We start from the raw sequence: 24,828 nt of genomic DNA on the forward strand, positions 1-24,828 counted from the left end.
TTTTCACAGATTAAAAGCCGGTTATTTCCTGATACAATTCAGGTCGCCGGTCTCTGAATAGTCCCCAGGCTTGTCGATCACTCGCAATCTTATCAAGATCAAAACATGCCAAACCGATCCCAGCGTCAGTGTTGTTTAGCTCACTCACTTTATCGCCAAATTGGTCGGTAATAAAGGAGTGACCGTAAAAAGTAACTTCGCAACTTTCACCAATTTCGCTACCGACTCGATTAGCTGCCACAACCGGTATGACATTGGCCGCACTGTGACCTTGCATCACTCTTTGCCAATGGTCTTTAGAGTTAATAGTGGGATCTTGAGGCTCCGAGCCAATTGCTGTTGGATAAAATATTGCTTCGGCGCCTTTTAACGCCAAAATTCGAGCGGCCTCAGGAAACCATTGGTCCCAACATATCGCTGCACCAAATTGACCATATTTTGTTTGCCAAACTCGAAATCCGGTATCTCCTGGTGAAAAGTAAAACTTTTCTTGATAACCCGGACCATCAGGTATGTGAGACTTGCGGTAATTATCTAATACTGTCCCATCAGCATCGATAACCGCGAGCGAATTAAAAAAATTATTGCCGGACTTTTCGAAGTAACTGATCGGTAAAACAACTTGATGCTTTTTTGCGATGACAGAAAAGTGCTTCAGTATTCGCGATGCAGAAAAAGGTTCAGCCCAACTGAAGTAGTCAGGATTTTGGTCTTTACACCAATACAGATTGGCGAATAACTCTTGCAACAAAATAACGTTAGCGCCCTGTTGTGTTGCATCCTCAATTAGCGACTCGGCTTTAGCAATATTTTCTTCCTGTTTGTCGCTCACAGCAAACTGTGTTGTTGCAAAAGTTACTTCTCTCACTCTTTCATTCCTATATTAGTCAACCAAGGCCCAACAGTTCCAAAAACACTATAGCTAAAAATAGACCTTTTTTATCGCTGTCGCTAGCACAGTTTGGGTTGCTGCATTGTAATGCAGTGTATCCCACCACCACCAATCAAAATTTCATTTGCATCAACCGCAATAACTTTTCTGTCAGGGAAAAGGTTAGTAATCTCACTCATTGCCTCTGAATCTTGAACGCAACCAAACTTTGGGATCACAACAAGACCATTAGCGATATAAAAATTAATGTAGCTTAAAGGTACTCGCTGTCCATCAAAATAACGAGGTTCAGGCTCAGCTATAGTGAATAGTTCTAAACCACTTTTTGCGACGATGTTTTTATTCGTTTCATAGATGCAAAAATTTTCACTTGCACTGGGACAATGTTGACTCAGAATAAGACTTTCGTCGACAAAGCAGGCAATATTGTCAATATGGCCATCGGTATCGACATCGCCCGAAAGTCCCCGCGAAAGCCAAATAACTTGAGAGGCTCCAAAAATGTCTAATAGTTGCTTTTCAATCTGATGTTGGTTGAGCTGCGAGTTTCGATTTGGGTTTAACAAACATTCTTCTGTTGTCAATATGACGCCTTGACCATTGGTATGAACTGCGCCACCCTCTAATATTAATTCAATATTGAAGTTGTCTGTTCCTGCGACACGATTAATTTTTTCTGCGACTTTTTGGTCTTGGTCATATGGCCAGAACTTTTCACCCCATGCATTAAACTGAAAGTTAAGACCGACTAAACTCTCCTGCTTTTTAAGCCAAATAGGCGCTGTATCTCGGGTCCAACTATCATCCATTGACATTGGTATGATTTCAATTGATCGGGATAAAAGACGCGATGCGGAATCAATTAATTCCGGTCGGACGAGCATTTTTACTGGTTCGAAATCGGCGATGGTATTGGCAACGTTAGCAAAAGCTTTTTGAGCCTTCTCTAACCCGTTTAACCATATTTCCTGCCGGCAAGGAAATGCCATCCAGGTCGCTTCGTGAGTTTCCCATTCAGCTGGCCACCGGACATTATTTTTCAATGCGCGCGCTTGCATCAAGCTAATCTTCTAAATAGCAGTAGCCATAAATACCTTGACGAAGCTCTGCGAGGTACTGTCGCTGAGTTGCTTGTGGTAGGGTGGTATTTTTTAGCTGTCGTTTGTATGAGTCGAGCAACCAAGTAGCGTTAAAGTCGACATAATCTAGTAGCTCTTCGACACTATCCCCCTCTTCGGTCGCCACAATTTGTAATTGATTGGATTCATCCAGTTTAAAATCGACTGTATGAGTATCGCCAAATAAGTTATGCATATCGCCGAGGATTTCTTGATAGGCACCTACCATAAACAATCCTAACCAATACTCCTGACCCGCTTGGTACTCTGGTAATTCGATAGTCTTAGTAACGGACTGTTGGCTAACATATTGTTTTAACATTCCATCACTATCACAAGTAATATCTTGAATGACTGCGGTTTCAGTGGGAGGAACATCGAGACCTGCAAGTGGCATGAGAGGGAAGATTTGCTCAATAGCCCAAGCGTCCGGTAATGACTGAAAAATCGAGAAGTTTACAAAAAATTTACTCGCTAATTTTTCATTGAGCAATTCGAGTAATTCTTGGTGTGTCTGTAACTCCGGCTGCAACTGGCTTTTGACCAAAAATAAGACACGTCGGTAAATTCTCTCCGCCAAGGCTCTTTCGACTAAACTAATCACGCCATGATTAAACATTTCGAGTATTTGCTTCAGCAAATATTCCGAGTTATGGAAACATTCTACTAAGATATTATTTTCATTGGTCTGTTTAGCTTCTTGAAAAATTCGCCATAACTCATGCAATTCATGAGCGTATTGAGTACTCGGCTTTTCTACTTGTACTTCTCGTGGCCGCTCCGAATCAATCACATTGGTAATCAAAACAGCGTGATGTGCGGTCAAAGCTCTTCCTGACTCGGTAATAATTGCGGGGTGACTAATTCCTTTCTTCTCAGCGATATCAAAAAACGCACCGACTACATTGTTGGCATACTCGCTGAGAGTATAGTTAACCGAGCAATGGTTTTGGCTTTGAGTTCCCTCATAATCGACGCCTAATCCGCCACCGACATCTACTGTCGAAATTGGTACTTTTAAATTAATTAATTCGGCGTAAAAACGGGCACACTCTTTGAGCGCATTTTGAATGTCACGAATTGAGGTTATTTGTGAACCTAAATGAAAGTGCAACAATTGAAAGGTTGATAATCGATTAGATGCTTGTAGTGTTTCAACAACTCTAATTATTTGACTCGCCGATAAGCCAAATTTTGAGTGGTCACCTCCAGAATCCTGCCACTTACTTTCACCTTTTGAAGCGAGCCTCGCTCTTACCCCGATCTTAGGTTCAACCCCCATTGAGTCAGATTCTTGCAAAATGAGGTTTAACTCTGAAAGTTTTTCAACAACAAGGAAAACTGTGTGTCCCAATTGTGTTGCGATTAGCGCTGCTCGCACATATTCTCTATCTTTATAGCCGTTGCACACAATCACTGAATTTGTTTTTTCAGACATCGCAAGCACTGCCATCAGCTCTGGTTTGCTGCCAGCTTCTAAGCCAACCTGGCTGCGTTCGGAATTTTGGTTACTGTCAACAATTCCTTCCACAACGCGTTTTTGTTGGTTAACTTTTATCGGATAACAAACAGTGTATTGCCCTTGATAATTGAGATCTTTGATAGCTTGATTGAATGCTTCACAAAGCGACTTGACACGATCTTGTAAAATATCAACAAAGCGCAATAAGATTGGCATTTGCATGCCTCTTTGTTTTAACTGAGCGCAGATTTCAGATAACTTAAAGTTAGTTTGTAACTGAGTTTTTCTTGGGTTTACCGTTAAATGCCCAGACTCATCAAGACCGAAATAACCTTCGCTCCATTGTGGCAGGTTATAGAATTGTTCAGCCTTTTCTGACGACCAATCTTGGTTGCTGTCGGATCTATCTGCAGCATCACTTTGCAAAAAATTTACTTTAGAGTTTGTCGCGATGTTTTGGTCTTTTGATGAAGTCATCATCTCGACCCCCATATTGTGAAGCGCTCGTCAGCATAACTGCGTCGAAAGCTAATTGTTAAGCAAGTTCGTCAACAACATATTGTGGCAACGCGAAAGCAGCAACATGGACCTGAGGATTATAGTAACGAGTTTTAAAACCCTCTGCTTGAAAGCGCTCTTGGATAACCGCAACCGGTTGGTGACGTAAACTTGAATCATCAGTTCCCCAGGACAGGGTCATTATTCCGCCGACATAAGTGGGGACTGGTGCTGCGAAGAACCAACGATCGGCAAATAAACCATCGAAACGTTGATAGGTCGTCTTAACCTCATCCAGTTGCATAAAGCTCACACCATTTTGAGTCGCCAACACGCCGCCATCGGTTAAGCTATTTTTGCACCCTTGATAAAAACGAGAGGTAAACAAAACTTCGCCGGGGCCTTCTGGATCGGTTGAGTCTGAGATAATCACATCGAACTTATCTTGATTTTCAACGATAAAATCAACACCATCGGCAATGACAAGATTGACTCTTGGATCATTGAACGCACCATCAGAGTGTTTCGGAAAGTATTTGACACACATGTCGACGACAGCCCGATCAATCTCCACCATAGTGACATGCTCGACATAAGAATGCTTTAGTACTTCTCGTAATATACCACCGTCACCGCCACCAATAATCAACACACGCTTCGCGTTTCCATGAGCAAACAGCGGCACATGAGTCAGCATTTCATGGTATATAAACTCGTCCTTTTCTGTGGTTTGAATAACCCCATCAAGCGCCATCACTCGACCGAACTGCTTATTATTGAAAATAATTAAGTGCTGATGCTCAGTGCGGTTTTCGAAAAGGACTTCATCGATAGTGAAGCTTTGACCGTAAGTACTGTAAAGCGTTTCAGTGAATCTTTTAGCCATCGTTTAGCTCTCAACAAAGAACAGGCCTACTGGCCAATGTTTTCACCGCGTAAAATCTCTCTCACGTCGATTCGCGAAGGAGAAAAAGCTTTACGCAGAATTTCTGTTGCTTTGTGCGGTTCCGCATCACCACACATAAATACGTCAAATGCTGCGTAATCCGCCTCCGGCCATGTGTGAACACTTATGTGAGACTCAGCAAGTACAGCCACACCGGAAATACCGCAGTTAGGCGTAAAATGATGCATGTGAATATGCAGTAAGGTCGCGCCACATTCGGTTACCGCATCACGGAATGCTTGTTCCATGACATTGAGGTCATCAAGTTTCGATGCCCCCCAAAGGTCGATAATAATGTGTGTACCGGCGAAGGTTTTGCCATCGCGTCGAATGAAATGATCGTTTCGCTCATCGTTCTCATTGACGTTAACATATTCAGGCCAATGAGTTTCTGTTGCGACTGTCGGATCAATTTCTGAGTTACAGTCGAAGTCTTTGTACACTTCTCCTACTCCTATAATCAAAAATCAAAAAAATCCTGGAACACGAAACCATTTCAAGTAATTTCCAGAACCCATTCCTGAACAGCCGGACTAACCATAAAACACCTTGCAATTGGTCATTTTTCAGTCAGCCAACAAATTTTGGAATGTGCTTTATACGCTTTTTTTGGCAAAGATCAAGAAAAATCGCATCAGTGAACCTATAAATCACAATCATCTTAATATACTCTAAACACTCAGGAACGCTATCTATTTGATTTATATTGTCTTTTTATAAAAACTTGTCAACCCACTTTGAACACTGTTTGTTGACCTTATCTTGCAAGATAGCAACTGATTTAGCCGTCTAAATAGACAAAAATAAGCAACTGAGTCTGTAAATCTTTAGATATGATTGATTGAAAACTCTGTTGTATAAATGATTTAAGTTAATAACTTTTTCAACTGCTCATAGGCATTTTTAATTTCCATAAAATGTTTGCTATCCCCGCCTTTATCGGGGTGATGTTGTTGTGCTAATTCATTGAAGCGTTTCTTTACTTTGAGTATATTCAAATCGCTATCTCCTTCGAGACCTAAGATTTGAATCGATTTAGCTTTTTCATCGAGCGCAAGATACTTTTGCCAAAATACTTTTTGCATTTCTGCAATTTCTTCTGCAGATAAGTCCAGGTTCTTTATTTCGGTATAAAACTGACGCAGACCATCGGTTTCGTTTACTGCTTTTTTAGATTCATCGGATTGAAAAGCCATTACTCTGATTTCGAGAGGGGAAATTAAAAGCCGCAGATTCTTTTTTGCGAACTCATCGGATAATCGATACAAATGATGAAATAATAAGAAATGTTTTTGATACAAGGAGGGTCTTAAACCTAATGTTTCAAAAAACTTTGGATGCTCTTTTTCTAAGTGCTTAAGTAAAGGATACTCTTGAGTCACCCCATCTTGAGCAAAAATATAATCAGCGATGACTTTAGAGTAATCCATTGTTTTTGTTTAATAACATCCTTTGAAGTTTGACGTCTTGTATGCGTTAACATCACATTCGATTTCATTTAATTTAATCTATCAGAGTCTTTTTAAACTATCAGCATGCTTTTGATCTGTGAGAACACTTTTAATTAATGCGAACATTTTTAAACAATCAGTGTCCTTTTAAACAAACAAAACCCTTTGCGATTTTTTATTGCTTTAATGAGCTGTTCAACAATGGATGAATTAAGCCTTTTATGACGCAGCGTAACAAATGCTTACCTCATCTTTTGGTATCTCAGAAAGCTATGTAAATTATAGCAATAATTATTCACTTCGCTAAAAATTATTACTCTACAATTTACCCGATATTCAATCATTCATAATCTGAATTAATAGTTATTTGCAAACGTACACAATTAGAAAATATTTCAATTAAATCATCGATAAAAACATATTTTTTTTGCGATACCTAACTTTCAATTTCTGTTCCAGGCCCTGTGTTTATTAGCCTACAACACATCACTAAATGAGATGAATAAAAACATCTTTTCATACATAAAATTTTATTTACGCTCCGCCCGCTAAAAAGCACTTATCCCAGTTAAAAACATCAATTTTGGTTACCTTGACCCCCCTATAGTGCTTCGGTATAGTCGACTCGAATTTTGTCGGACGAGTCGTATCAAAATTCTAACTAATAACACTAAAATTCAAAAAAAAGGGAGTTACATAAAATGATAAAAAACCCATTTAAACTCCGGCTGGTAACTATGGCATTGGCTAGTGCTTTAGTTGCACCTGCAGCCGTTTTCGCAGCTGAAGATGAAGGCGAAGAAGAACAAAAGCTTACCATTGTTGGATCTCATATAAAACGTAGCGATACAGAAGGCCCATCGCCTGTCACAAGTTTAACCTCTGAAGATATTGAGTTAACCGGTGTAACAGATCTGATTGGTTTATTTGCGAAGTTACCAATTTCTGGGCAAGGAACTTTTTCAACCCAGGCCAATAGCAGCGATGACACCGCTAATGGTGGCTCAAGTGTTTCTCTGCGTGGACTTGGTGCAGATTCAACTTTAATCTTGGTCAACGGCAGACGCGTATCAGTTTCTCCGTTTGCTAAAAACATCGATACTGCTTTTGTTGATATTAATAACATTCCACTTAGCGCTATCGAACGTGTTGATATTCTTAAAGACGGCGCATCAGCTACCTATGGTTCCGATGCGATAGCTGGTGTAATTAACGTTGTTCTGAAGGACGATTTTGACGGGGTTGAGATCTCTGGCAAGTACGGCACCACAGCCGACGGCGGCGGTGAAGAGACCAATGTGAGCGTCCTTTGGGGTAACGTCAATGAACGCTCTAGCCACACATTCATCATGGACTATTTTAATCGTGAAGAAGTACTTTATGCTGACCGTTCATACTCAAGAACATCCAACCAAACAGCACTTCGCCCCAATGACCCTGACGCGGTAGATTTTCGAAGTTCATCCGGTATTCCCGGAACTATCGCGCTAGCTTCTGATCCAACCGTTCGCGTTCCAGACACTTTCGGTAATGATGTTTGTGCACCAGAAGATATTGTGGGTACCTTGTGTCGATATGATTATGCGCCTTTCATGTCAATGTTCCCGTCGACAGAACGTTTTAGTTTTAACTATATGAGTCGCTATGACCTGACCAATAGTGTCACAGCTTTTACTGAGTTAAACGGCCAAAACGCACGCTCAACCATCCGTGGGGCAGGTAGTCCGAGCTTTAATGAGCTGTTTATGGCTGGCGATAATCCAAATCATCCATTTGCAAATGATCCCGGCTCTCAGTTTTTTCAGCAAGACTTAACAATGCGTCGTCGAACCGTTGATATAGGTAACCGTGAAAAGCGTGTTGAAACCAATTACTATCGAGCCGTTTTGGGCTTAGAGGGCTCTGCAGGGGATTGGGACTGGACAACTGCGATTAGTTATATCAAGAATAACTCGACAGAACGCGGTGTCGATGGTTTTCCAAACTCTCGCCGAGTACAAGAAGCTATCGATAGCGGCCTTTGGAACCCCTTCGAACCTTCTTCCAACACGCAAGAGGCGCTCGACTTTATTGAAACCACAACGACTCGTGTCGGTAAATCAACCCATAAGTCATTTGATGCAACCATGTCTGGCCCGATTGCAAATATCGATGCCGGCGAAATTATGCTAGCGGTTGGTTTGGAATATCGCGAAGAAAAAATTGCAGATAACCCAGATGACCAGTTCTTGCGTGGAGACGTTTTTGGAACCGAGGCAACCCAAGCAAATGGGAAGCGCGATAATACTTCTATCTTCGCTGAATTAGCTATTCCTGTCACTGACGACTTTGAGTTACAGTTGGCTGTTCGAAACGAAGATTACAGTGATTTTGGTACGACAACTAACCCTAAAGTAGCATTCCGCTGGGCAGCTTCCGATGATCTTGTCGTACGTGGTTCTTATGGTACTGCCTTCCGAGCACCTTCGTTACATCAACTGGGTCTTGGTCGAACTGATGAATCGCCAAGCTTAATTGATACCGTTAGATGTAATGCAGTCGGTAACGTCAATAATGCGTGTGTACCACAAGAGTACACAGCTGTATTCGAGGGTAATCCTGATTTAGGACCTGAAGAATCAACAAGCTATAACTTCGGTGTGATTTATGATGTAAATGACGACTGGAGCATTTCGGTTGACTACTACAATTACGAGATCGAAGACATCATTGATTCTGACACCCAATTTGTATTTACTAACTTTGGTTCAGATCCTAATGTCGTTGAACGTTTACCTTCAGCAGATCCAAACGATCCAGGTGAAGTCGTTCGCATTTTTGACTCATTCCAAAACATCGGTGATTTAAATACATCGGGATTAGACTTTGATATTCGATACGGCATGGATACTGATGTTGGTCGATTCAATTTCGCATATGTGCTGAACTATGTATTGGACTTTGAAGAACTTCGTCCTGATGCAACCGGTGGTCAACGAGTCAATCGTGTTGAAGGAGATTTCGAACAACCGGAAATGCGTTGGACGCTATCATCTGAGTGGTCAAATGATGAATCCAGTGCGGCTTTAGCCCTTAACTTTATTGATGAATTTAAAGGTGATGCGGACGCTGGTTTCGGTGATAAAACCGTTGACTCTTGGATGACAGTCGATGCTTCATACAATTACGGCGGCATTGAAAACGTGATTCTTTCTGTGGGTGCAACCAACCTATTCAACGAAGAACCTCCCTACAGCCACCATGACTTTATGGGGTTTGTAACTACTATTCATAGTGGTCAAGGAAGATTTACTTATGTCAGAGCAACTTACACTTTTGACTAAGCAAATCAAATAAATAAAAAAAGGGAGCAATCGCTCCCTTTTTTTGTGGCTAGTGTTTATCAAATACGATCAACTACCTTGTTGACTCTTAGCTATTTGTTCAGCACGCTTTTGACGTTTCAATACTTTCCTCTCTGCTAAATTTCGTGCGGCATCGCCGCCGATATGCTCTTCACCACGAACTTTCGCCAACTGCATTTGTCTTTCTCTTTCCTCGTAACGGGCTTTTTGTTCCGGCGTTGTTTTATCAAAACAGTAAGGACAGCTCACTCCTTGTTGATATTGCGCTGACAATTTATCTTCTTCAGTTATTGGTAACCGGCAAGCATTACACTGATCATAGTGACCTCTATTTAAGTCATGATCCACAGTCACGCGGTCGTCAAAAACAAAGCACTCTCCTTGCCAAGTCGTCTCCTCCTTGGGTACATCTTCTAAGTACTTCAAAATACCACCTTTTAGATGGAAAACTTCTTCAAAACCTTCTTGCTTTAATAATGCTGTCGATTTCTCACAACGAATACCACCAGTACAAAACATTGCGACTTTTTTGTGTTTCGCTGGATCTAAATGATCTTTCACATACTGAGGAAACTCTCTAAATGTCTCCGTTTTTGGATTAATCGCATTTTTAAATGTGCCGACCGCATATTCGTAATCATTTCTGGTATCGATGAGGATCACTTCAGGATCATTGATCAGATCATTCCAGTCTTGCGGTTCAACGTAGGTACCAACAACCCGATTAGGATCAATATTCTCGACCCCCATAGTGACAATTTCTTTTTTGAGTTTAACCTTGGTGCGCTTGAAAGGTGCTTCCTCTGTGTAAGACTCTTTATAAACAATGTTATCTAAGCCGGGCTGCTTTTCTAACCAGACAAGCAAAGAATCGATAGATTCCCTAGAACCCGCGACAGTGCCATTTATACCCTCGTGGGCAAGTAATAAGGTACCGCGAACATCATTCGCAAGCATAAAATCAAGTAAAGGTTGACGGATTGATTGATGATTTTCGAGCGCGACAAACTTGTACATCGCACAAACAACGTATTGAGACATATTATTCCTCTTGCAATCTGAAACGTAAAATCAGGGCAAAATTGTGAGGCGGCATTATAATCATTTTCTACTTTTAATCAACAATTACTGCTCATTTATTAACCAATCGAGTAAATAGAAAAACACTCACTCAAAAAATAGTCAGCCTTTACTAACCATTGAAGGTCTTTAATGATAAAGTGTGCCCAAATTTATCCCCCTTTCGTTGACTGAAGCGTTCAGGCGTGCAAATTCTTACTTGCGTCGACCTAACCTCATAAGATAGAACCGAGTATTCACAAGACAAAGCATGAAAAAGCAATGGGTTATACTAAAATTTGGTGGTAGTAGTGTTGCAAAACCCTCGCATTGGGAAACGATTGCTAATGCTGTACAGCAGGTTCTTGATGATGGCGATCGACCGCTGATCGTTCTTTCGGCATTGAAGAATGTCTCAAACGAGCTCGAACGGCTTCTTCATGAAGCACTTGAGTCAAAATTTGAGCGCTCGCTAAACGCTTTAAAAATCCGACATTTAGACTTTTGCAAGCAGCTTGGCATTCAACTGGATGCGCTTTTGGATGACTATTTCAATCAACTTTCGCTAGAGTGTCAGCATATCGCAACAAAGCAAAAAATCACCCCTGCTGCACACGCTAGAGTCCTTTCATATGGAGAATTATTATCCACCCAAATTGGGGCAAACTATCTAAACGCTAAACCAATAAGGTGCCATTGGCAAGATGTTCGCGAGTTGCTAGTCAGCGAAGATTCAAGTGATGAGTGGCATCACTTTACCAGCGCAATTTGTCAGTTTGGACGCTCCCTTGAACTGGTGGATAAACTACCTCAATCTGAATCGGTTATTGTCACCCAAGGCTTTATTGCAAGCGACAAAAACCAAAACACCGTATTGCTTGGTCGTGAAGGTTCAGATACATCAGCTTCTTATCTCGCCGCTAAACTTGGCGCGAAACGAATTGAGATTTGGACCGACGTGGCCGGTATATTCTCAGCAAATCCAAGAGAGATAACCAACGCTCAACCGATAGACCGAATTGACTTTGAGCAGGCCAACGATTTAGCACGGCTGGGCGCAAAAGTGCTTCACCCAAGAGCGATAGAGCCTGCGGCGAGTCAACAAATTCCAATTAAAGTGAAATCAACCATCGACCCGAAGCAACCCGGTACTTTAATTACCGCAACAGAGGGCAATACTGGAGCAGGAATCATTGGTATCGCTAGCGAACCGAAAGTCAGTCTTTTATCCGTGCCTGAACACTTTGATAGCGAGATCACTCGAAACATTTTAGCCATGGGTTTCGACCTATTAGTCACTTTACAGCAAGAAAACCAACACCACTTAGTGTTTGTATATGCTAATAGCGATTCTACCCAACCAGCAGATTTAGAAGTCGCGCAGGTGTTACCCAAAGGCTTATCTTTTCAATCAGGCTTTGGATTAGTGAGTTTGGTTGGCAATTTTAGTTTAAACATGCTCGGAGAATTGAAACGCAAAATCAGTAGTGAAGTATCCAAGATAAACTCGAGCTATCAGCTCAATGATAACGCGATTTGTTTCCTAACCAACAGCCAAGACGCATTAGACTTAAGTCAACAATTACACAAACTTTTAATTGAAAAGTAGCGCCTTTTAATTGCGGTGTTAGAGACTATCGCCGTTACTTTAAAAAAGGCTCGCGAATGGGGTATTCAATCGCATTTTTAAGGGTTGATAACACAACCGAAGACTTAATTTTTCCCAAGCTATTGAGTTTAGCCAGTTTTTCTCTCACAAAACGCTCGTACTCGTTTATATCTTTGCAAACAACTTTGAGCATAAAGTCATCATCTCCAGTCACATGGTAGCACTCGAGCACTTCATCTAACGAATCGACGGCTTTATAAAAATCATCAATCGTATCTTGAGAGTGTTGATGCAAACTCACCGAGACCATCATAACGGTACCCAGGTCGATTTTCTTCGGATCTAACAGTGCTGCATAACCAGTAATATACCCAGAACTTTCAAGCTTTTTGACTCGCTCTAAGGTCGGTGGTGGCGACAGGCCGAGTTGGGATGCTAACTCTTTATTGGTGATTCGCGCATTCTTTTGCAAAATCGTTAATATCTTTCTATCTATTCTGTCTAAATGAGTCATCGATATAACAATGTAATCCGTCACATGGGATCCTCATGGTACATTTGTCACTAAAATGCTGCAAGCAAACTTCTATGACAATCTTTCATAACGGTATCTGTGTCATATTTTTTTACTTTTTATCGATGATGATCATCAATCGCAATACTTGCGTATATAGACTGAGTTCGGTTTAATGCATTTTCATTTATCAAAGGATAACGGCTTATGAATAAAACAATTAAAAAACTGATTCCACTAAGCGTCTTGTTTTCAGCTCTAGTTAGTACTAGTGCCTCCGCTTTTGAAACCAGCAAACTGGAAAAGGTGATAAAAGGTGAACAGCGCACCGCAAAGTATGCTGAACGCGACCAATATCGTCATCCTCAACAGACTCTTGAATTTTTTGGAATTAAAGATGATATGACGGTTGTCGAAATTTCTCCCGGCGGAGGCTGGTATACCGAAATTCTTGCACCTTATTTGAGAGACAATGGAACATACATTGCGGCCGGCTTTAACCCTCAATCTGAAGTCGAATACTACAGCCGTAACGCCAAAGCTTTCGCCGAAAAGCTCAAGAGTAATCCCGCCGTCTATGACAAAACCCAAGTGACTATCATGGAGCCTCCTAGCATGCTTGATATCGCCAAAGCTGGTAGCGCAGATATGGTTGTTTCATTTAGAAACACGCATGGCTGGCATCGCCGTGGTCACTCAGAAGCGGTTTATGGGGCTATCTTCAAAGCGTTAAAACCTGGCGGTATTTTCGGTGTCGTACAGCATCGAGCAGGCGCTAAGGTACCTGCCGACACATCTGGGAAACTGGGCTATTTAAAGCAAGCCGACGTTATTGCAATCGCTGAGAAAGCGGGCTTCAAGCTCGTCGCTACCTCAGAGATCAATGCGAACCCCAAGGACACCAAAGACCACCCTGATGGCGTTTGGGCCTTACCTCCAGGTTATCGCCACGGAGACAAAGACAAGCAGAAATACATGGCAATTGGCGAAAGTGACCGTATGACATTAAAGTTTGTTAAACCAAACAAATCTTAGATGCCTACTCCACTCAAAGTAAAAGCGGAACACTGTTCCGCTTTTTTATCCGATTTGAAACCAAACTAATCAATCCGAATGCTTGCCTTGACGATTTTGATTTCTTTCTTTGGTGTTCCTCTTCTCGAGCCAAGCTTCTCAATGGCTTTAACCGTTTCCATCCCAGCTACGACCTGACCAAACACAGTATGTCGATCATCTAAGTGCGGTGTGGGTTTAAACGTTATAAAAAACTGACTACCATCGGTATTAGCACCCGCATTAGCCATGCTCAAAATTCCTGCTTTGTCATGTCTGGCTTGCGGGCTAAATTCACCGGAATACTTATAACCCGGTCCACCGACCCCATTTCCATAGGGATCGCCACCTTGCGCCATAAAACCAGTAATCACTCGGTGAAAAGTAAGATCATCATAAAATCCCAATGTCGTGAGATAAACGGTACTTGATACATGCATTGGTGCTACGCTAGGCATTAATTCAATGGTGATAGGCCCTTCTGAAGTGGTCATTTCCCAATAATATTTTTTATCGGGATTAAAAGTCTGCTGCGGCGGCTTCGGTAAATTGATTTTCCAATCGCTTTTTGACTGATCAATGTTTTGCTCAGCGATAAATTGTTTAGTCGCGCTTATCAAGGGATCTTCTGAGGTACACGCCCCCAGGATAAACACAAAAGTGAAGCAAACCAGCGTTCGAAAGGACTTTATCGGTAGATTATAACTAAGCATTTTATTCTCTTTATTTATGTTTATTAAAATATTTGCATCGATTATAGGCTCTGCGCTTAAAATTGTGAAAGCAATGCCTAGACATTCTTGTATTCTCAACTAAACTTTTTACAAACGATGCCGTTAAATAATGAGCATTACACAAGATTATTAGAAATATGCAGCCACCAGAAAAAGACTTACTTTTTGCCCGTCAGCCTATCTTCGACGGTAACAACAAACTCTACGGTTATGAGCTACTTTACCGCTCTATGCATCCTAACGAGGCGATTTTCGAGGATGGTAATCGCGCCACCAGCGAGCTACTAATTAATTATTGCGGTGGGATCTTAAATGACGAAGAAGCCCCTTACGTTAAGATATTCATCAACTTGACCCGCGAGTTAATTTTGTCAGACTACTTCTTCCCGATTCAACCGGACAGGGTGGTCATCGAAATTCTGGAAAATACCCTAGTCGATGATAGATTAGTGAATAAAGTCGCTGATTTGAAAAAGCTGGGATACGAGTTTGCGCTTGATGATTATAGTTTTTTACCGGAATACGACCCGTTGGTCCCGTTAGCAGACTATATCAAAATTGATCTACTGCATATTTCGGATGTAACCCTGAAAGATTCAATTCATGAGCTTGAGAATAACATCCTTTCCACGCTTGATCGCCGGCCGATATTTTTGGCAGAAAAAGTAGAGACTCAGCAACAACATGACGTCTGCAGAGCCGCTGGTATCGAGCTATTCCAGGGATATTTTTTGGAGCGACCTCAATTGGTCTATGGCAAGAAGATCAATAATAACTCACAAATTGCCCTGGAAATCGTTGCTCAATTGCAAGAGCCTAATATCGACATTGATGACTTATGCAACTCAATTTCAAGAGACACTAAGCTGAGCTATCAAATTCTTAAAATCATCAATAGTCCACTTTGTCGGCTGCCAAGAAAAGTCAGTAGTTTGAAAGAAGCGGTGGTGTTTCTCGGACTCGACCAGATCAAGAAGTGGGCCATGGCAATGGCTTTGTCCAATAACTCGAAACAATCAACCGAACTGTTTCGCATTTTATTGCAGCGCGGTCGGACTTGCGAGCAATACGCGCTTGCCAAGCGCTTTGAACACCCTGAACGTTATTTCACAGCCGGATTGTTCTCTGGAATCGATGCTGTGATGCTAGCCGACAAAGCCTGGCTGATTGATAAACTCGACTTAGCGCAAGAGATGAATGATGCGCTCATCGATGAATCAGGCCCCATCGGCGAAGTCTTAAAATTGGCAAAAGGGGTAGAAACCGGTGACTGGAAAGCCACTGAGCATTTATCTGCAGAGGATAACATTGAGTTATTTTCGGCCCATGAAAACGCGATTACATGGACCAACCAACTGTGTGAGCTGCTGTAACTAAGCGCTAGCTGTTTTTTTTGTGAGCTTCTGCACTTGGGTCATAATAACCACCAATATTGCTCCCGCAGCTATCCCGACTAGTGCTCCAATTATTGAATCCGAGAGAAACGCTAAGGTTCCGCCAATATAAGGCCAGCCCGCAACCACTTGTTGAAATCCATGGACAAAAGGTTCTAAAACCGGGATACCATGCAACAGTATTCCGCCACCCACCAAAAACATGGCGGCCGTACCAACGACTGAAAGTGACTTCATTAAAAACGGTGCAAAAGACAATAAGCCACGCCCAAACGCTCGTTTCAATCGAGCTAAAAGCGCTTCTCCTTGGGCTTTGATCAGATAAAAACCAGCATCATCGAGTTTTACAATACCGGCCACTAAGCCATACACAACAACCGTAATTAACAGTGCCAAAATCGAAACCACCGCGGCCTGCATTTCAAATGCTTTGTCTTGAACGGTACCTAAGGCAATAACGATAATTTCTGCGGAAAGAATAAAATCGGTTCTTATTGCACCTTTGATTTTGTTCTGTTCAAACTCAACCATGTCAACTTTGGGATCCGCCACCGCTTTAATGATCGCTTGATGTTTTTGTTGATCTTCTTCTTTACTATGGAGTAATTTATGAGCGACTTTTTCGAAACCTTCAAAACATAAAAAAGCCCCGCCAATCATCAACAATGGCAAGATCAAAACGGGTACAAATGCACTGATTGCCAAAGCCGCAGGCACCAATATAAATTTGTTTTTAAACGATCCTTTAGCGACTGCCCAAACCACCGGCAGTTCTCGATCAGCTCTCACTCCAGCAACCTGTTCCGCATTTAAGGCCAGATCATCCCCGAGGACCCCAGAGGTTTTCTTGGCTGCAACCTTTGTCATCACTGAAACATCATCCAGTAGAGTTGCGATATCATCTAAAAGCGCGAGTAGACTTGATCCCGCCATAAATAGTCCTTATTTAATTTTTATTGATTATGGCAATCATACTAACTGATTTACTGGCGGAATTGAAAATTCTTATCGACCAAATAGTCACAGAGCAATATGCCGCTGAGCGATAAACAAATTATTGGATATTTAAATTAGCAATTCATTCTGAGGCGGATTAGGCTGTGTCAATCTTTACGTTAAAGAATTAAATGATTATGGCGACAACCGTTGTGCTCGGAGCGAGCCAAAATACCGCGCGATTTTCTAACCGCGCCATCAGCAAACTGATCGCCTTAAACCATCCGGTGATTCCTGTATCACCCAAAGGCGGCAATATCCATGGAGTCACTTGTGTTACATCACTCGAGGCAGTCGAGACTCATCCAGACACTGTAACGATTTATGTTAATCCCACTCTAATAGAGCAAGAAGTTGACAAAATCATCGCATTAGCTCCCAGGCGAGTCATCTTTAATCCTGGGACCGAATCAGTCATGGCTATCGATAAGGTCAAAAGTGCGGGGATAGCGGTAATCACGGATTGTACTTTGGTGATGCTAGATTCAGGTCGTTACTAAACACATTTAAAACAGAGTTTAAAGCAGAGTTCAATTATGACTGAAGCAACACAACAAAAAATCCGCTTAGTATGCGCTCATTGCAATACTATCAATCAATTTCCAGTAACTCGACTCGACGACATGCCAATCTGCGCGAGCTGCAAACAACCGCTGTTTAATCAAAAACCCATCGAAACCGATGCAAATGGACTGATTCGACATATCGACAATTCTGGGGTTCCGGTACTGGTCGACTTCTGGGCCCCCTGGTGTGGGCCTTGTCAAAATTTCGCGCCGGTCTTTAACCAGTTTGCAACCGCAGTCGGCAATCAAATGCGATTGCTCAAGGTGAATACCGAAACTCACCAACAAGCCGCTATGGACTTTAATATTCGCTCAATTCCTACGCTTGCGTTATTTAGAGATGGCCGAGAGGTTGCTCGAATGTCAGGCGCATTACCGTTGCCTCAGCTCCAGCAATGGGTCGTTGAGCAACTCACTCAAGGTAACTAAATCAAAGCGATTTAATCAGCCAGACAAAAAACCAAATGAGTTAGCATTGGCGATAAATAACCCGATCACTGGCAAGCTATTGATCAGAAGCCGAATTGAGATGAGGGGTGAGACTGATAGTGTATTTTCCCCATTTCATTTCGGCTTGTGTTTTGTTGTTGGTGAGTAATTCTGGTTGCGCGATTAAATCAGGTGAGTCACCACTGAGATCATAGATTTGCGATGATATTCTAACCTGACCATCAGACACTTTAGTCAATCTCAAGATAACCGAGAGCTTGCCATCAATCGCTAATTCGCTCTCTTTTCCCGTTTCGTTTAACAGCTGGACATTCGCTAACGAACGCTGCTCATCGTAAATTACTGCATCCAATAAAATACTCTCCGCCGAAGCAGGTAATAAGAAAAGCGCGCTGACCACCGCTATAAAACTTGAAACCGTCGCGACAATAACATTTCTCCACGACTTTTCAGAACGCGAGCAGACTAACAAATCTTCGACAGGTAACTCATATACCGCAGCTAAGGCTTTCATCGACTCGCGAGACGCATTACCAGATGACTCAATTCGTTGAATCGTTCTTAAACTTAACCCAGCGACCTCTGCCAAATGATTTTGACTCCAAATACGTTCTTGCCTCAGTGCTTTTATTTTTTCGACGTTAAGTTTTGTGTGAGCCAAGTTTGTTTGGTTTAAGCCACTTGAGTTGATGTTCATTAACCTCATCCTTTTTTAATGCTTCGATTGCTTTTGTTATACCCCTTAATATGCGGTAAAAAACGATCCTTGTATACGACACTATTACGCCAAGCCAAAATAAATTCACTAAATGCGGACTTTGTGTTGACTAGCTCAGGAGCCAATACCATAACGGTAACGTAGCGCACGAAGTAAACAGGCCGATTCCAACACAAGCAGCGGCGAGTTGAGGTGCCAAACGAGCATGAATCGCCATAACACTCGCGGTAACCATTGGTGGCATCGCTGCTTCAAAAATAGTGACTTGAAAAATTAGCGAATCTTTTAGGTCGGTGGAAAGTAATCCACTTAATAGTAACAAAGCGCTCAAGGGTAAGAGGATTAATTTTAGCGCTAAGGCAATTTGTAGTGGCTTAATATAGCGTGCTTCAATTTTTAGTGACAAATGCATTCCGACTAAAAACATGGTTGACGGAATCAGTAACTGACCGATTAATGACAGGCCATTCTTAAGTGTTTGAGGATACTCTAGGTCGCCGATCGCGAAGGCGATCAAAATCGCGATGAACGGTGGGAAAGTGAGTAATCGCTTTACGGCAGCGATCCAACTGAAGCGCTCGCCACCTGAGTATATCGCTAAAAAGATGTTACCGACCAACGCTAAACTCAAAAACGAGCCCAAAACATCATAGATTACCGCGTAAGGCAGTCCCTCCTCCCCCCAGAAAGCGCTGACCATCGGAAAACCAAAAAACGAAGTGTTACCAAAGCAGGTAACCATTAGTAAGCAACCAGTCACCTCCCTACTCCAGTTGAACAAAGTTGCTACTGAGATTATAAGTAGTGAAGCAATGAGTAAAACACCCCAAGGGACAATTACCGGTAATAGCAGATTGGTATCTAAAGTTAGTTGGGGGATTTTTAATAGAATGATGGCCGGTAAACAGATAAATATGACGAACTGATTAAGCCTAAGCGACGCACTATCGCGAACCCAACCTTTATATTTTGCGAAAGCCCCAGACGCTAAAAAAATAGCGATTAAAACGAAATTTTCCAACCGACGATTACTCTTAGTTAAAGTTGAAATGAATAAACAGATGAAAATGCATTTTGATGAAAGTTATCAAGCTAATATCCCGCCTTTTTATCAACGAGATTAACCAAAGGTTGCTCACTGATCGTTCGCTGATAGTTTTCAATTATTTGCGGTGCCACCGCCTTAGGTTCAGTCAAACTTGAGACATGAGGCGTCATATAAAGATTCTCTTGGTGCCAAAATGGGTGCGTTTTATCCAATGGTTCTTGATTAAACACGTCGAGAAATGCTGCGGATAGCTGCCCCGTTGATAGCGCGGATAAAAGCCCCTCGTCGTTTACATGGGCACCCCGTCCGACATTAATTAACAGAGCGCCATGAGGAAGTTGTCCTAATAAAGTTTGGTCAATTATCCCTCTCGTCTTGGAAGTCAAGGGTAACAAATTGATCAAAGCCTTCGAGTTTGTGAGGAGTTGGCTTAACTGCTCATTGCCGAAAAAACAACTAACTCCATTTAGCGATTTAGGCGAATTTGACCAACCGCTAACCACAAAGCCCGAGTCGGCGAAGTCAGTCGCCACGGCTTTTCCGATTTGACCAAGCCCCATAATGCCAACCGTTAACTCATGCTTGGGTATGGGTACTTTAGGCGACCAGCGTTGTTTTAATTGTTGAGTTCGATAAAACCCCAAATGCTGGCGGTGAGCACTCACCACGGCCAATAAATACTCCGACATTGTCGATGCCAATCCAGGATCAACAAGTCTTACAATCTGGCATTCATCGGAAATATGCTTGTCAGCGAGCAAACCATCAACCCCCGCTCCCATTGAGGAAATCGTTTTAAGACGCTTCATCGGTACGAAGCACCCCGCAGGATGATTCCACACCAACGCAAATTGGATGTCTTCAGGATTGCCTATATCCGGCCACAACCGAATATCTAACTGAGGTTCGATAGCAAGGAGTGCGTCCCTCCATGGTTGGAGCTGTTTATTTTGGCTAATAATGGCAATGGTCATGATCGACTAACTATAACTAACTATAGGGCAACGAATTTTATCTATCTCATTGATTTTTCATTATTTTAGCAGCTTTAGCCGATAATTCATTGGTTAATTCTCGATAACATTTGTTTACATTCTCTTGGAATATTCTGTCAACTAAACGCCAAAGCCTCGCGTCATAACCAATAAATCAATAGTCAACCTAGGTCAGATTGGGGAATAAAAATGGAAAACTTAAAAACGTTAAAAACTTCGTTGGGTCAATTGTTTAAAATCACAGCCTTGACGATGACGCTCGGCTTATCAGCAAATGCAACCGCCGATGTCACAGATACCATCGAAAAGACTTTAAACTTCGATAGTGATGGAACGATTAAACTTTCTAACATTAATGGTGACGTCACAATTAAAGCCTGTGACTGCTTACAAGTGACCATGACTGCGACAATTTCAGCATCTAGCCAAGAAGTCAGAGACCGAATAACCATTGATATCGATGAGAGCAGCGACTATTTAAGAATCGCGACTAAATACGCTAAAAATAATGAGCGTCGATGGAATAACAACCGTTCCGAAGTGACCTATGATCTTTCGGTACCTAATGCGGTAAATTTGGACTCGATAAGTTTAGTTAATGGCGACTTGATTGTTAAAGGTGTCAGTGGAGAATTAGACGCAGAGCTAGTGAACGGCGCCCTAAAATCTGATGGCAATACCTCGACTACCCGTGTTGATATGGTCAATGGCGACATGGAAATTCGCTTCAGTAGCCTCGATAACGCTAAAAAAATCGATCTTGAATCAGTTAACGGCGATATCGAGCTGTATTTACCAGCCGATGCCGATGCAACGATTGATGCGGATACGGTCAGTGGCAAAATCCGCAACGACTTTGGGTTAAACGTTATTAAACACAAATGGGTCGGTAGTGAAATGCGCGGTAAGATCGGTTCTGGCAAGGTCACTATTGACTTAGAGAATGTCAACGGCAGAATCTACGTTAAATCAAATTAGGCTCGGCCATACTGACACGCAATATCCCTCGAGAATCAAATGACATTCTTGAGGGATGTTTTACTCGAATAGTCCTTGCCAGTCACTCAAGTCGGCAGAACGTGAGTCATTAAACTCGATACCCGCCAATATTTCGTGCTCGGTTGTTTCTGTAATCCATTTAATGGTTCCAGCCATACTGAAATCTCGGTCTATTTCACTCATATGAATGACTAAGCTTACCACTGTACCTAAATTGAAACTTTGACTACCGTGTATTCGCACACCACTTCGAGAAAAATCCCTTGAGAAACAGTCATAGCTGATGCTTTCTTTGGGCGATTCTTGTGACACCACATCAACTTTGACTCGCTCTTCTTGAATTTCGCGCGGGTGGGCACGTCTCTCTTGCATAATATTTTCCTTACTTTTTAAATTGGTTCACTCTTATATTTTTAGTGTAGTTAGAATTTCGGCCGTTTGCGAAAGGAATTTAAACCTTACACGCACTAACAAAAACAGGAACCATCCGTTACTACGGCCACTATTTTTTAATCAAAAAAAGTGAATGACACTCATCTATCGCTCGGTAAAACTCACTCGTTAGTTTATTTTTTTGCGGCGATAAGTTACTGACATAAAGTCCAATTTTCATCGACGGTAAGTTAACCAGTTCAGTTCGTTTAAGGCCTATAAGTAGTTGCGGTGAAATGTTTTTCTCAACGATTTCTCGAGCAATAACAACGCCTTCAACGCGGTTTCTAAGCAACATACCGGTAATCGAGTCCCAACTTGATGCTGTTTCAATTTTTGCTTTAGTAAAGTTACTCAACAAATGATGAAAGTTCGTGCCATACACAGTTCCAAGCGTCCACTGAGACCAATCCTCATTGGCTTTTATTGGAGTATCTTTTTTGGTCAGCAGTATGTATGGATGCTCAATGAAAGGACCAATAAAGGTTGAGTGCTCGTCTCTGACATCAGTTCGTGCCAGTAATATACCAACATCTAACTTGCCGCTTTCAAGCATTTTCGTCATCCGTCTGACAGGCAAATTCTGGAAGCTCATATCGTTACTCGAGAAGTTACCTTGCATATTTTCGAATAAACATTGATAGATTGTGCCATAGAAACCGGTCCAACGAATTTCTCCGCGATCAAGGGCAGCAGGTACCGAACGATGAAACCCGACCTGTATGGCTGAATCGGGATTTTCACGACTACTGAGATTCAGAGAGTCTTTGGGCTCGGAATCTATCGAAGATTGAGCGCCCAATAAAACAACAGCGCCGAGAGAAACAATAGAGCCAGGAAGGACTGTTGAACTAGGGGGGATTGAAAACCCAGGAGAAACCATAGAATCCACTGGAGCCATAGAGTCAATGCCAACCGCAGATTCAAAAGCGGTACTATGAGTAATCCCAGACCAGCAAAAGATGAGCAAGAGCGCCAAAAACCTCAAGGATTGGCGCGAAAGTTTTGTGGGGCGTTGTTGTACCATCGTCTAAGTATAGACAAGGACGCTAGGCTTAGCGCTTAATTCGTTCGACTTTTGCGTGAAAACAGCGCCCGTAATATAGATTCCGAAATTTACGCCGCGTAACAAGCGGTATGGGCAATCGAATCTAAAGTTACTCCTTCATAAGCCACTCACCTTCTCAACTGGCTAAAAATCCCAAATCTCGATTGGAAAAGTTATGCAGGTTTGGAAAGACCAAGTCTAACTCACCGTCACTCAGTCCAAACCATTTAAATAGCGTTGCGCCATACTCGTCCACTGAAGTAGTGGGGATTATTCTACCGCCAATGGTGTCATCTGGACCATTTAAACTTAAGTCAGGCATGGTTCCAAAAATATTTCTGCCATTAACCGCACCTCCCATGACCATTGAGTGTCCCCCCCAACCATGATCGGTTCCATCGCCATTACTTGTTAGAGTCCGTCCAAATTCTGAATTCGTAAACGTTGTCACTTCATTGGTTATACCAATTTCACTCAAAGCATCGTTAAATGCTTTTAAATTTTGACTTAAAGAAGAAAGTAACTGAGGTTGTTCAATCGCTTGTAATCCGTGAGTGTCAAAACCACCAGTAACCACATAAAATACTTGCCGCTTGTTACCGAACGTCTCTCTCGCGTTAATCATTCTTGCAACCATTCGTAAACTCAGGCCGAGCGGATCAGCTACAAACGGGGCATTGACTGTTGAGTTTTCAAGCCCAGATTCGATGACCCCAGCAAGATTCATCGAGTTGCGTTGGACCCCACTGAAAGCTCGTGCAAAAAGGCTTTGATGGTTTTCATTCAGTAAATCATTAAACACTTGAGAGCGCCTAACCGTGTCAGGGTTACCATCATCAATCGCGTATAAGCGACTCACGCCGCCAGGGCTTAGCCCATAAGCAGAACTGCTAATGCCGCGTTGAAACAGGTCGGTACCGCTCAAAGATATATTGAGTGGTAGCATGGCGTCAGTATCCATAATCAAGTCACTTACCCGTCCGGCCCACCCGGTTCTTTGGTTACTGGGTAACTGCAAACTTTTCCAAAAATCTTGTTGATCACTGTGCGAGAATAACTGGGGCGGAGTGACTGCTGAGTTGTTTAAAAACTCGTCACGAGTCACTGGTTGGATAAGCGCGCCTAGATTAGCAATAAAACTCAAATCACCTGATTCAAACAATGATTGAACACCACTCATACTTGGATGTACACCATACTCGGTCCCATCGGATGTTAATGGATTGATTGGTAACATATCTTGTTGCGGTATTGCCAACGACTGTCTCGCTTGTGCATAGACGTTATAGGCTTGTGAGCTGCGGGGCATTAGCATGTTAAAAGCATCATTTCCGCCGGCTAAAAATATACAGACTAACGCTTTGTAATCATCAAAATTTTGTTGGCGAGTAAATGCGTTCGCCACAGATAGTGAGCCTAGCGTGCCATAAATACTCGTGCCAGCTAAACTTGACATCATCAGCCTTTGACAAAATTGTCTTCGATTTATTTTTTTCATATCA

23 protein-coding genes are annotated in these 24,828 nt (G+C 42.2%); 7 read left to right on the forward strand and 16 right to left on the reverse strand.

Going from position 1 to position 24,828, the window contains the following annotated elements:
* Positions 1-10: 10 nt before the first annotated feature.
* From aguB to FLL45_RS16055, 6 genes are all read right to left on the reverse strand, one after another.
* Positions 11-868, reverse strand: coding sequence for an N-carbamoylputrescine amidase (gene aguB, locus FLL45_RS16030; protein ID WP_142943110.1), 858 nt, complete (start codon positions 866-868; stop codon positions 11-13).
* 83 nt (positions 869-951) lie between these two features.
* The gene (locus FLL45_RS16035; protein WP_142943330.1) at positions 952-1,950 is read right to left on the reverse strand and encodes an agmatine deiminase family protein; all 999 of its coding nucleotides are present in this window, start codon (positions 1,948-1,950) and stop codon (positions 952-954) included.
* 4 nt (positions 1,951-1,954) lie between these two features.
* Positions 1,955-3,952 carry a biosynthetic arginine decarboxylase gene (speA, locus tag FLL45_RS16040; protein WP_246075847.1) on the reverse strand — a complete coding sequence of 666 codons (1,998 nt, stop codon included), beginning with the start codon at positions 3,950-3,952 and terminating at the stop codon, positions 1,955-1,957.
* Between the two features lie 55 nt (positions 3,953-4,007).
* Positions 4,008-4,856 carry a polyamine aminopropyltransferase gene (gene speE / locus FLL45_RS16045; RefSeq protein ID WP_142943111.1) on the reverse strand — a complete coding sequence of 283 codons (849 nt, stop codon included), beginning with the start codon at positions 4,854-4,856 and terminating at the stop codon, positions 4,008-4,010.
* Positions 4,857-4,882: 26 nt separating this feature from the next.
* The gene (gene speD / locus FLL45_RS16050; protein ID WP_142943112.1) at positions 4,883-5,359 is read right to left on the reverse strand and encodes an adenosylmethionine decarboxylase; all 477 of its coding nucleotides are present in this window, start codon (positions 5,357-5,359) and stop codon (positions 4,883-4,885) included.
* Positions 5,360-5,782: 423 nt separating this feature from the next.
* Positions 5,783-6,346 carry a DNA-J related domain-containing protein gene (locus tag FLL45_RS16055; RefSeq protein ID WP_142943113.1) on the reverse strand — a complete coding sequence of 188 codons (564 nt, stop codon included), beginning with the start codon at positions 6,344-6,346 and terminating at the stop codon, positions 5,783-5,785.
* A 722-nt stretch (positions 6,347-7,068) separates the two neighbouring features.
* Between FLL45_RS16055 and FLL45_RS16060 the strand changes: the two genes are divergently transcribed.
* Positions 7,069-9,690 (forward strand): TonB-dependent receptor plug domain-containing protein, encoded by a 2,622-nt coding sequence (locus tag FLL45_RS16060; protein ID WP_142943114.1) that lies wholly within the window; start codon positions 7,069-7,071, stop codon positions 9,688-9,690.
* Positions 9,691-9,759: 69 nt separating this feature from the next.
* Here FLL45_RS16060 and trhO read toward each other — a convergent pair whose 3' ends face one another.
* The gene (gene trhO / locus FLL45_RS16065; protein WP_142943115.1) at positions 9,760-10,752 is read right to left on the reverse strand and encodes an oxygen-dependent tRNA uridine(34) hydroxylase TrhO; all 993 of its coding nucleotides are present in this window, start codon (positions 10,750-10,752) and stop codon (positions 9,760-9,762) included.
* Positions 10,753-11,041: 289 nt separating this feature from the next.
* Here trhO and FLL45_RS16070 point away from each other — a divergent pair, with 289 nt between their 5' ends.
* Positions 11,042-12,379: an aspartate kinase gene (locus FLL45_RS16070; RefSeq protein WP_142943116.1), complete on the forward strand. Its 1,338-nt coding sequence runs from the start codon at positions 11,042-11,044 to the stop codon at positions 12,377-12,379.
* 34 nt (positions 12,380-12,413) lie between these two features.
* Here the strand turns inward: FLL45_RS16070 and FLL45_RS16075 are convergent, their stop codons facing one another.
* Entirely contained in the window at positions 12,414-12,917 is a 504-nt protein-coding gene (locus FLL45_RS16075; protein ID WP_210247213.1) for an Lrp/AsnC family transcriptional regulator, read from the reverse strand.
* Positions 12,918-13,100: 183 nt separating this feature from the next.
* Here FLL45_RS16075 and FLL45_RS16080 point away from each other — a divergent pair, with 183 nt between their 5' ends.
* Positions 13,101-13,928, forward strand: a complete 828-nt coding sequence (locus FLL45_RS16080; RefSeq protein ID WP_142943117.1) for a class I SAM-dependent methyltransferase — start codon at positions 13,101-13,103, stop codon at positions 13,926-13,928.
* A 65-nt stretch (positions 13,929-13,993) separates the two neighbouring features.
* On the opposite strand, the gene FLL45_RS23135 is transcribed toward FLL45_RS16080, so the two are convergent.
* Positions 13,994-14,659: a peptidylprolyl isomerase gene (locus FLL45_RS23135; RefSeq protein WP_142943118.1), complete on the reverse strand. Its 666-nt coding sequence runs from the start codon at positions 14,657-14,659 to the stop codon at positions 13,994-13,996.
* A gap of 158 nt (positions 14,660-14,817) precedes the next feature.
* Here FLL45_RS23135 and FLL45_RS16090 point away from each other — a divergent pair, with 158 nt between their 5' ends.
* Positions 14,818-16,053 (forward strand): EAL and HDOD domain-containing protein, encoded by a 1,236-nt coding sequence (locus tag FLL45_RS16090; RefSeq protein ID WP_142943119.1) that lies wholly within the window; start codon positions 14,818-14,820, stop codon positions 16,051-16,053.
* Here the strand turns inward: FLL45_RS16090 and FLL45_RS16095 are convergent, their stop codons facing one another.
* Positions 16,054-17,007 carry a DUF808 domain-containing protein gene (locus FLL45_RS16095; RefSeq protein WP_142943120.1) on the reverse strand — a complete coding sequence of 318 codons (954 nt, stop codon included), beginning with the start codon at positions 17,005-17,007 and terminating at the stop codon, positions 16,054-16,056. It lies immediately after the preceding gene.
* A gap of 200 nt (positions 17,008-17,207) precedes the next feature.
* Between FLL45_RS16095 and FLL45_RS16100 the strand changes: the two genes are divergently transcribed.
* Both FLL45_RS16100 and trxC read left to right on the forward strand, forming a co-directional pair.
* Positions 17,208-17,570 (forward strand): CoA-binding protein, encoded by a 363-nt coding sequence (locus tag FLL45_RS16100; protein ID WP_185964501.1) that lies wholly within the window; start codon positions 17,208-17,210, stop codon positions 17,568-17,570.
* A 36-nt stretch (positions 17,571-17,606) separates the two neighbouring features.
* Positions 17,607-18,065, forward strand: a complete 459-nt coding sequence (gene trxC / locus FLL45_RS16105) for a thioredoxin TrxC (protein WP_142943122.1) — start codon at positions 17,607-17,609, stop codon at positions 18,063-18,065.
* Positions 18,066-18,141: 76 nt separating this feature from the next.
* Here the strand turns inward: trxC and FLL45_RS16110 are convergent, their stop codons facing one another.
* The 3 genes from FLL45_RS16110 to FLL45_RS16120 form a co-directional block, all read right to left on the reverse strand.
* On the reverse strand, positions 18,142-18,783 hold the full coding sequence (locus tag FLL45_RS16110; RefSeq protein ID WP_142943123.1) for a helix-turn-helix transcriptional regulator: 642 nt from the start codon (positions 18,781-18,783) through the stop codon (positions 18,142-18,144).
* A 130-nt stretch (positions 18,784-18,913) separates the two neighbouring features.
* Positions 18,914-19,825, reverse strand: coding sequence for an AEC family transporter (locus FLL45_RS16115; protein WP_142943124.1), 912 nt, complete (start codon positions 19,823-19,825; stop codon positions 18,914-18,916).
* A 71-nt stretch (positions 19,826-19,896) separates the two neighbouring features.
* Positions 19,897-20,826, reverse strand: a complete 930-nt coding sequence (locus FLL45_RS16120; RefSeq protein WP_142943125.1) for a 2-hydroxyacid dehydrogenase — start codon at positions 20,824-20,826, stop codon at positions 19,897-19,899.
* A 210-nt stretch (positions 20,827-21,036) separates the two neighbouring features.
* Between FLL45_RS16120 and FLL45_RS16125 the strand changes: the two genes are divergently transcribed.
* A complete protein-coding gene (locus FLL45_RS16125; protein WP_142943126.1) occupies positions 21,037-21,825 on the forward strand; it encodes a DUF4097 family beta strand repeat-containing protein in 789 nt (262 codons plus the stop codon).
* Between the two features lie 60 nt (positions 21,826-21,885).
* On the opposite strand, the gene FLL45_RS16130 is transcribed toward FLL45_RS16125, so the two are convergent.
* The 3 genes from FLL45_RS16130 to FLL45_RS16140 all read right to left on the reverse strand — a co-directional run bounded on the left by FLL45_RS16130 (position 21,886) and on the right by FLL45_RS16140 (position 24,824).
* Complete coding sequence (locus FLL45_RS16130) at positions 21,886-22,218, reverse strand: PilZ domain-containing protein (protein ID WP_142943127.1); 333 nt, start codon at positions 22,216-22,218, stop codon at positions 21,886-21,888.
* Between the two features lie 130 nt (positions 22,219-22,348).
* The gene (locus tag FLL45_RS16135) at positions 22,349-23,248 is read right to left on the reverse strand and encodes a substrate-binding periplasmic protein (RefSeq protein ID WP_185964502.1); all 900 of its coding nucleotides are present in this window, start codon (positions 23,246-23,248) and stop codon (positions 22,349-22,351) included.
* A 214-nt stretch (positions 23,249-23,462) separates the two neighbouring features.
* On the reverse strand, positions 23,463-24,824 hold the full coding sequence (locus FLL45_RS16140; protein ID WP_142943129.1) for a DUF1501 domain-containing protein: 1,362 nt from the start codon (positions 24,822-24,824) through the stop codon (positions 23,463-23,465).
* Positions 24,825-24,828 lie beyond the last annotated feature (4 nt).

The organism is Aliikangiella marina (genome assembly GCF_007004765.1).
Taxonomy (GTDB): Bacteria; Pseudomonadota; Gammaproteobacteria; order Enterobacterales; family Kangiellaceae; genus Aliikangiella; species Aliikangiella marina.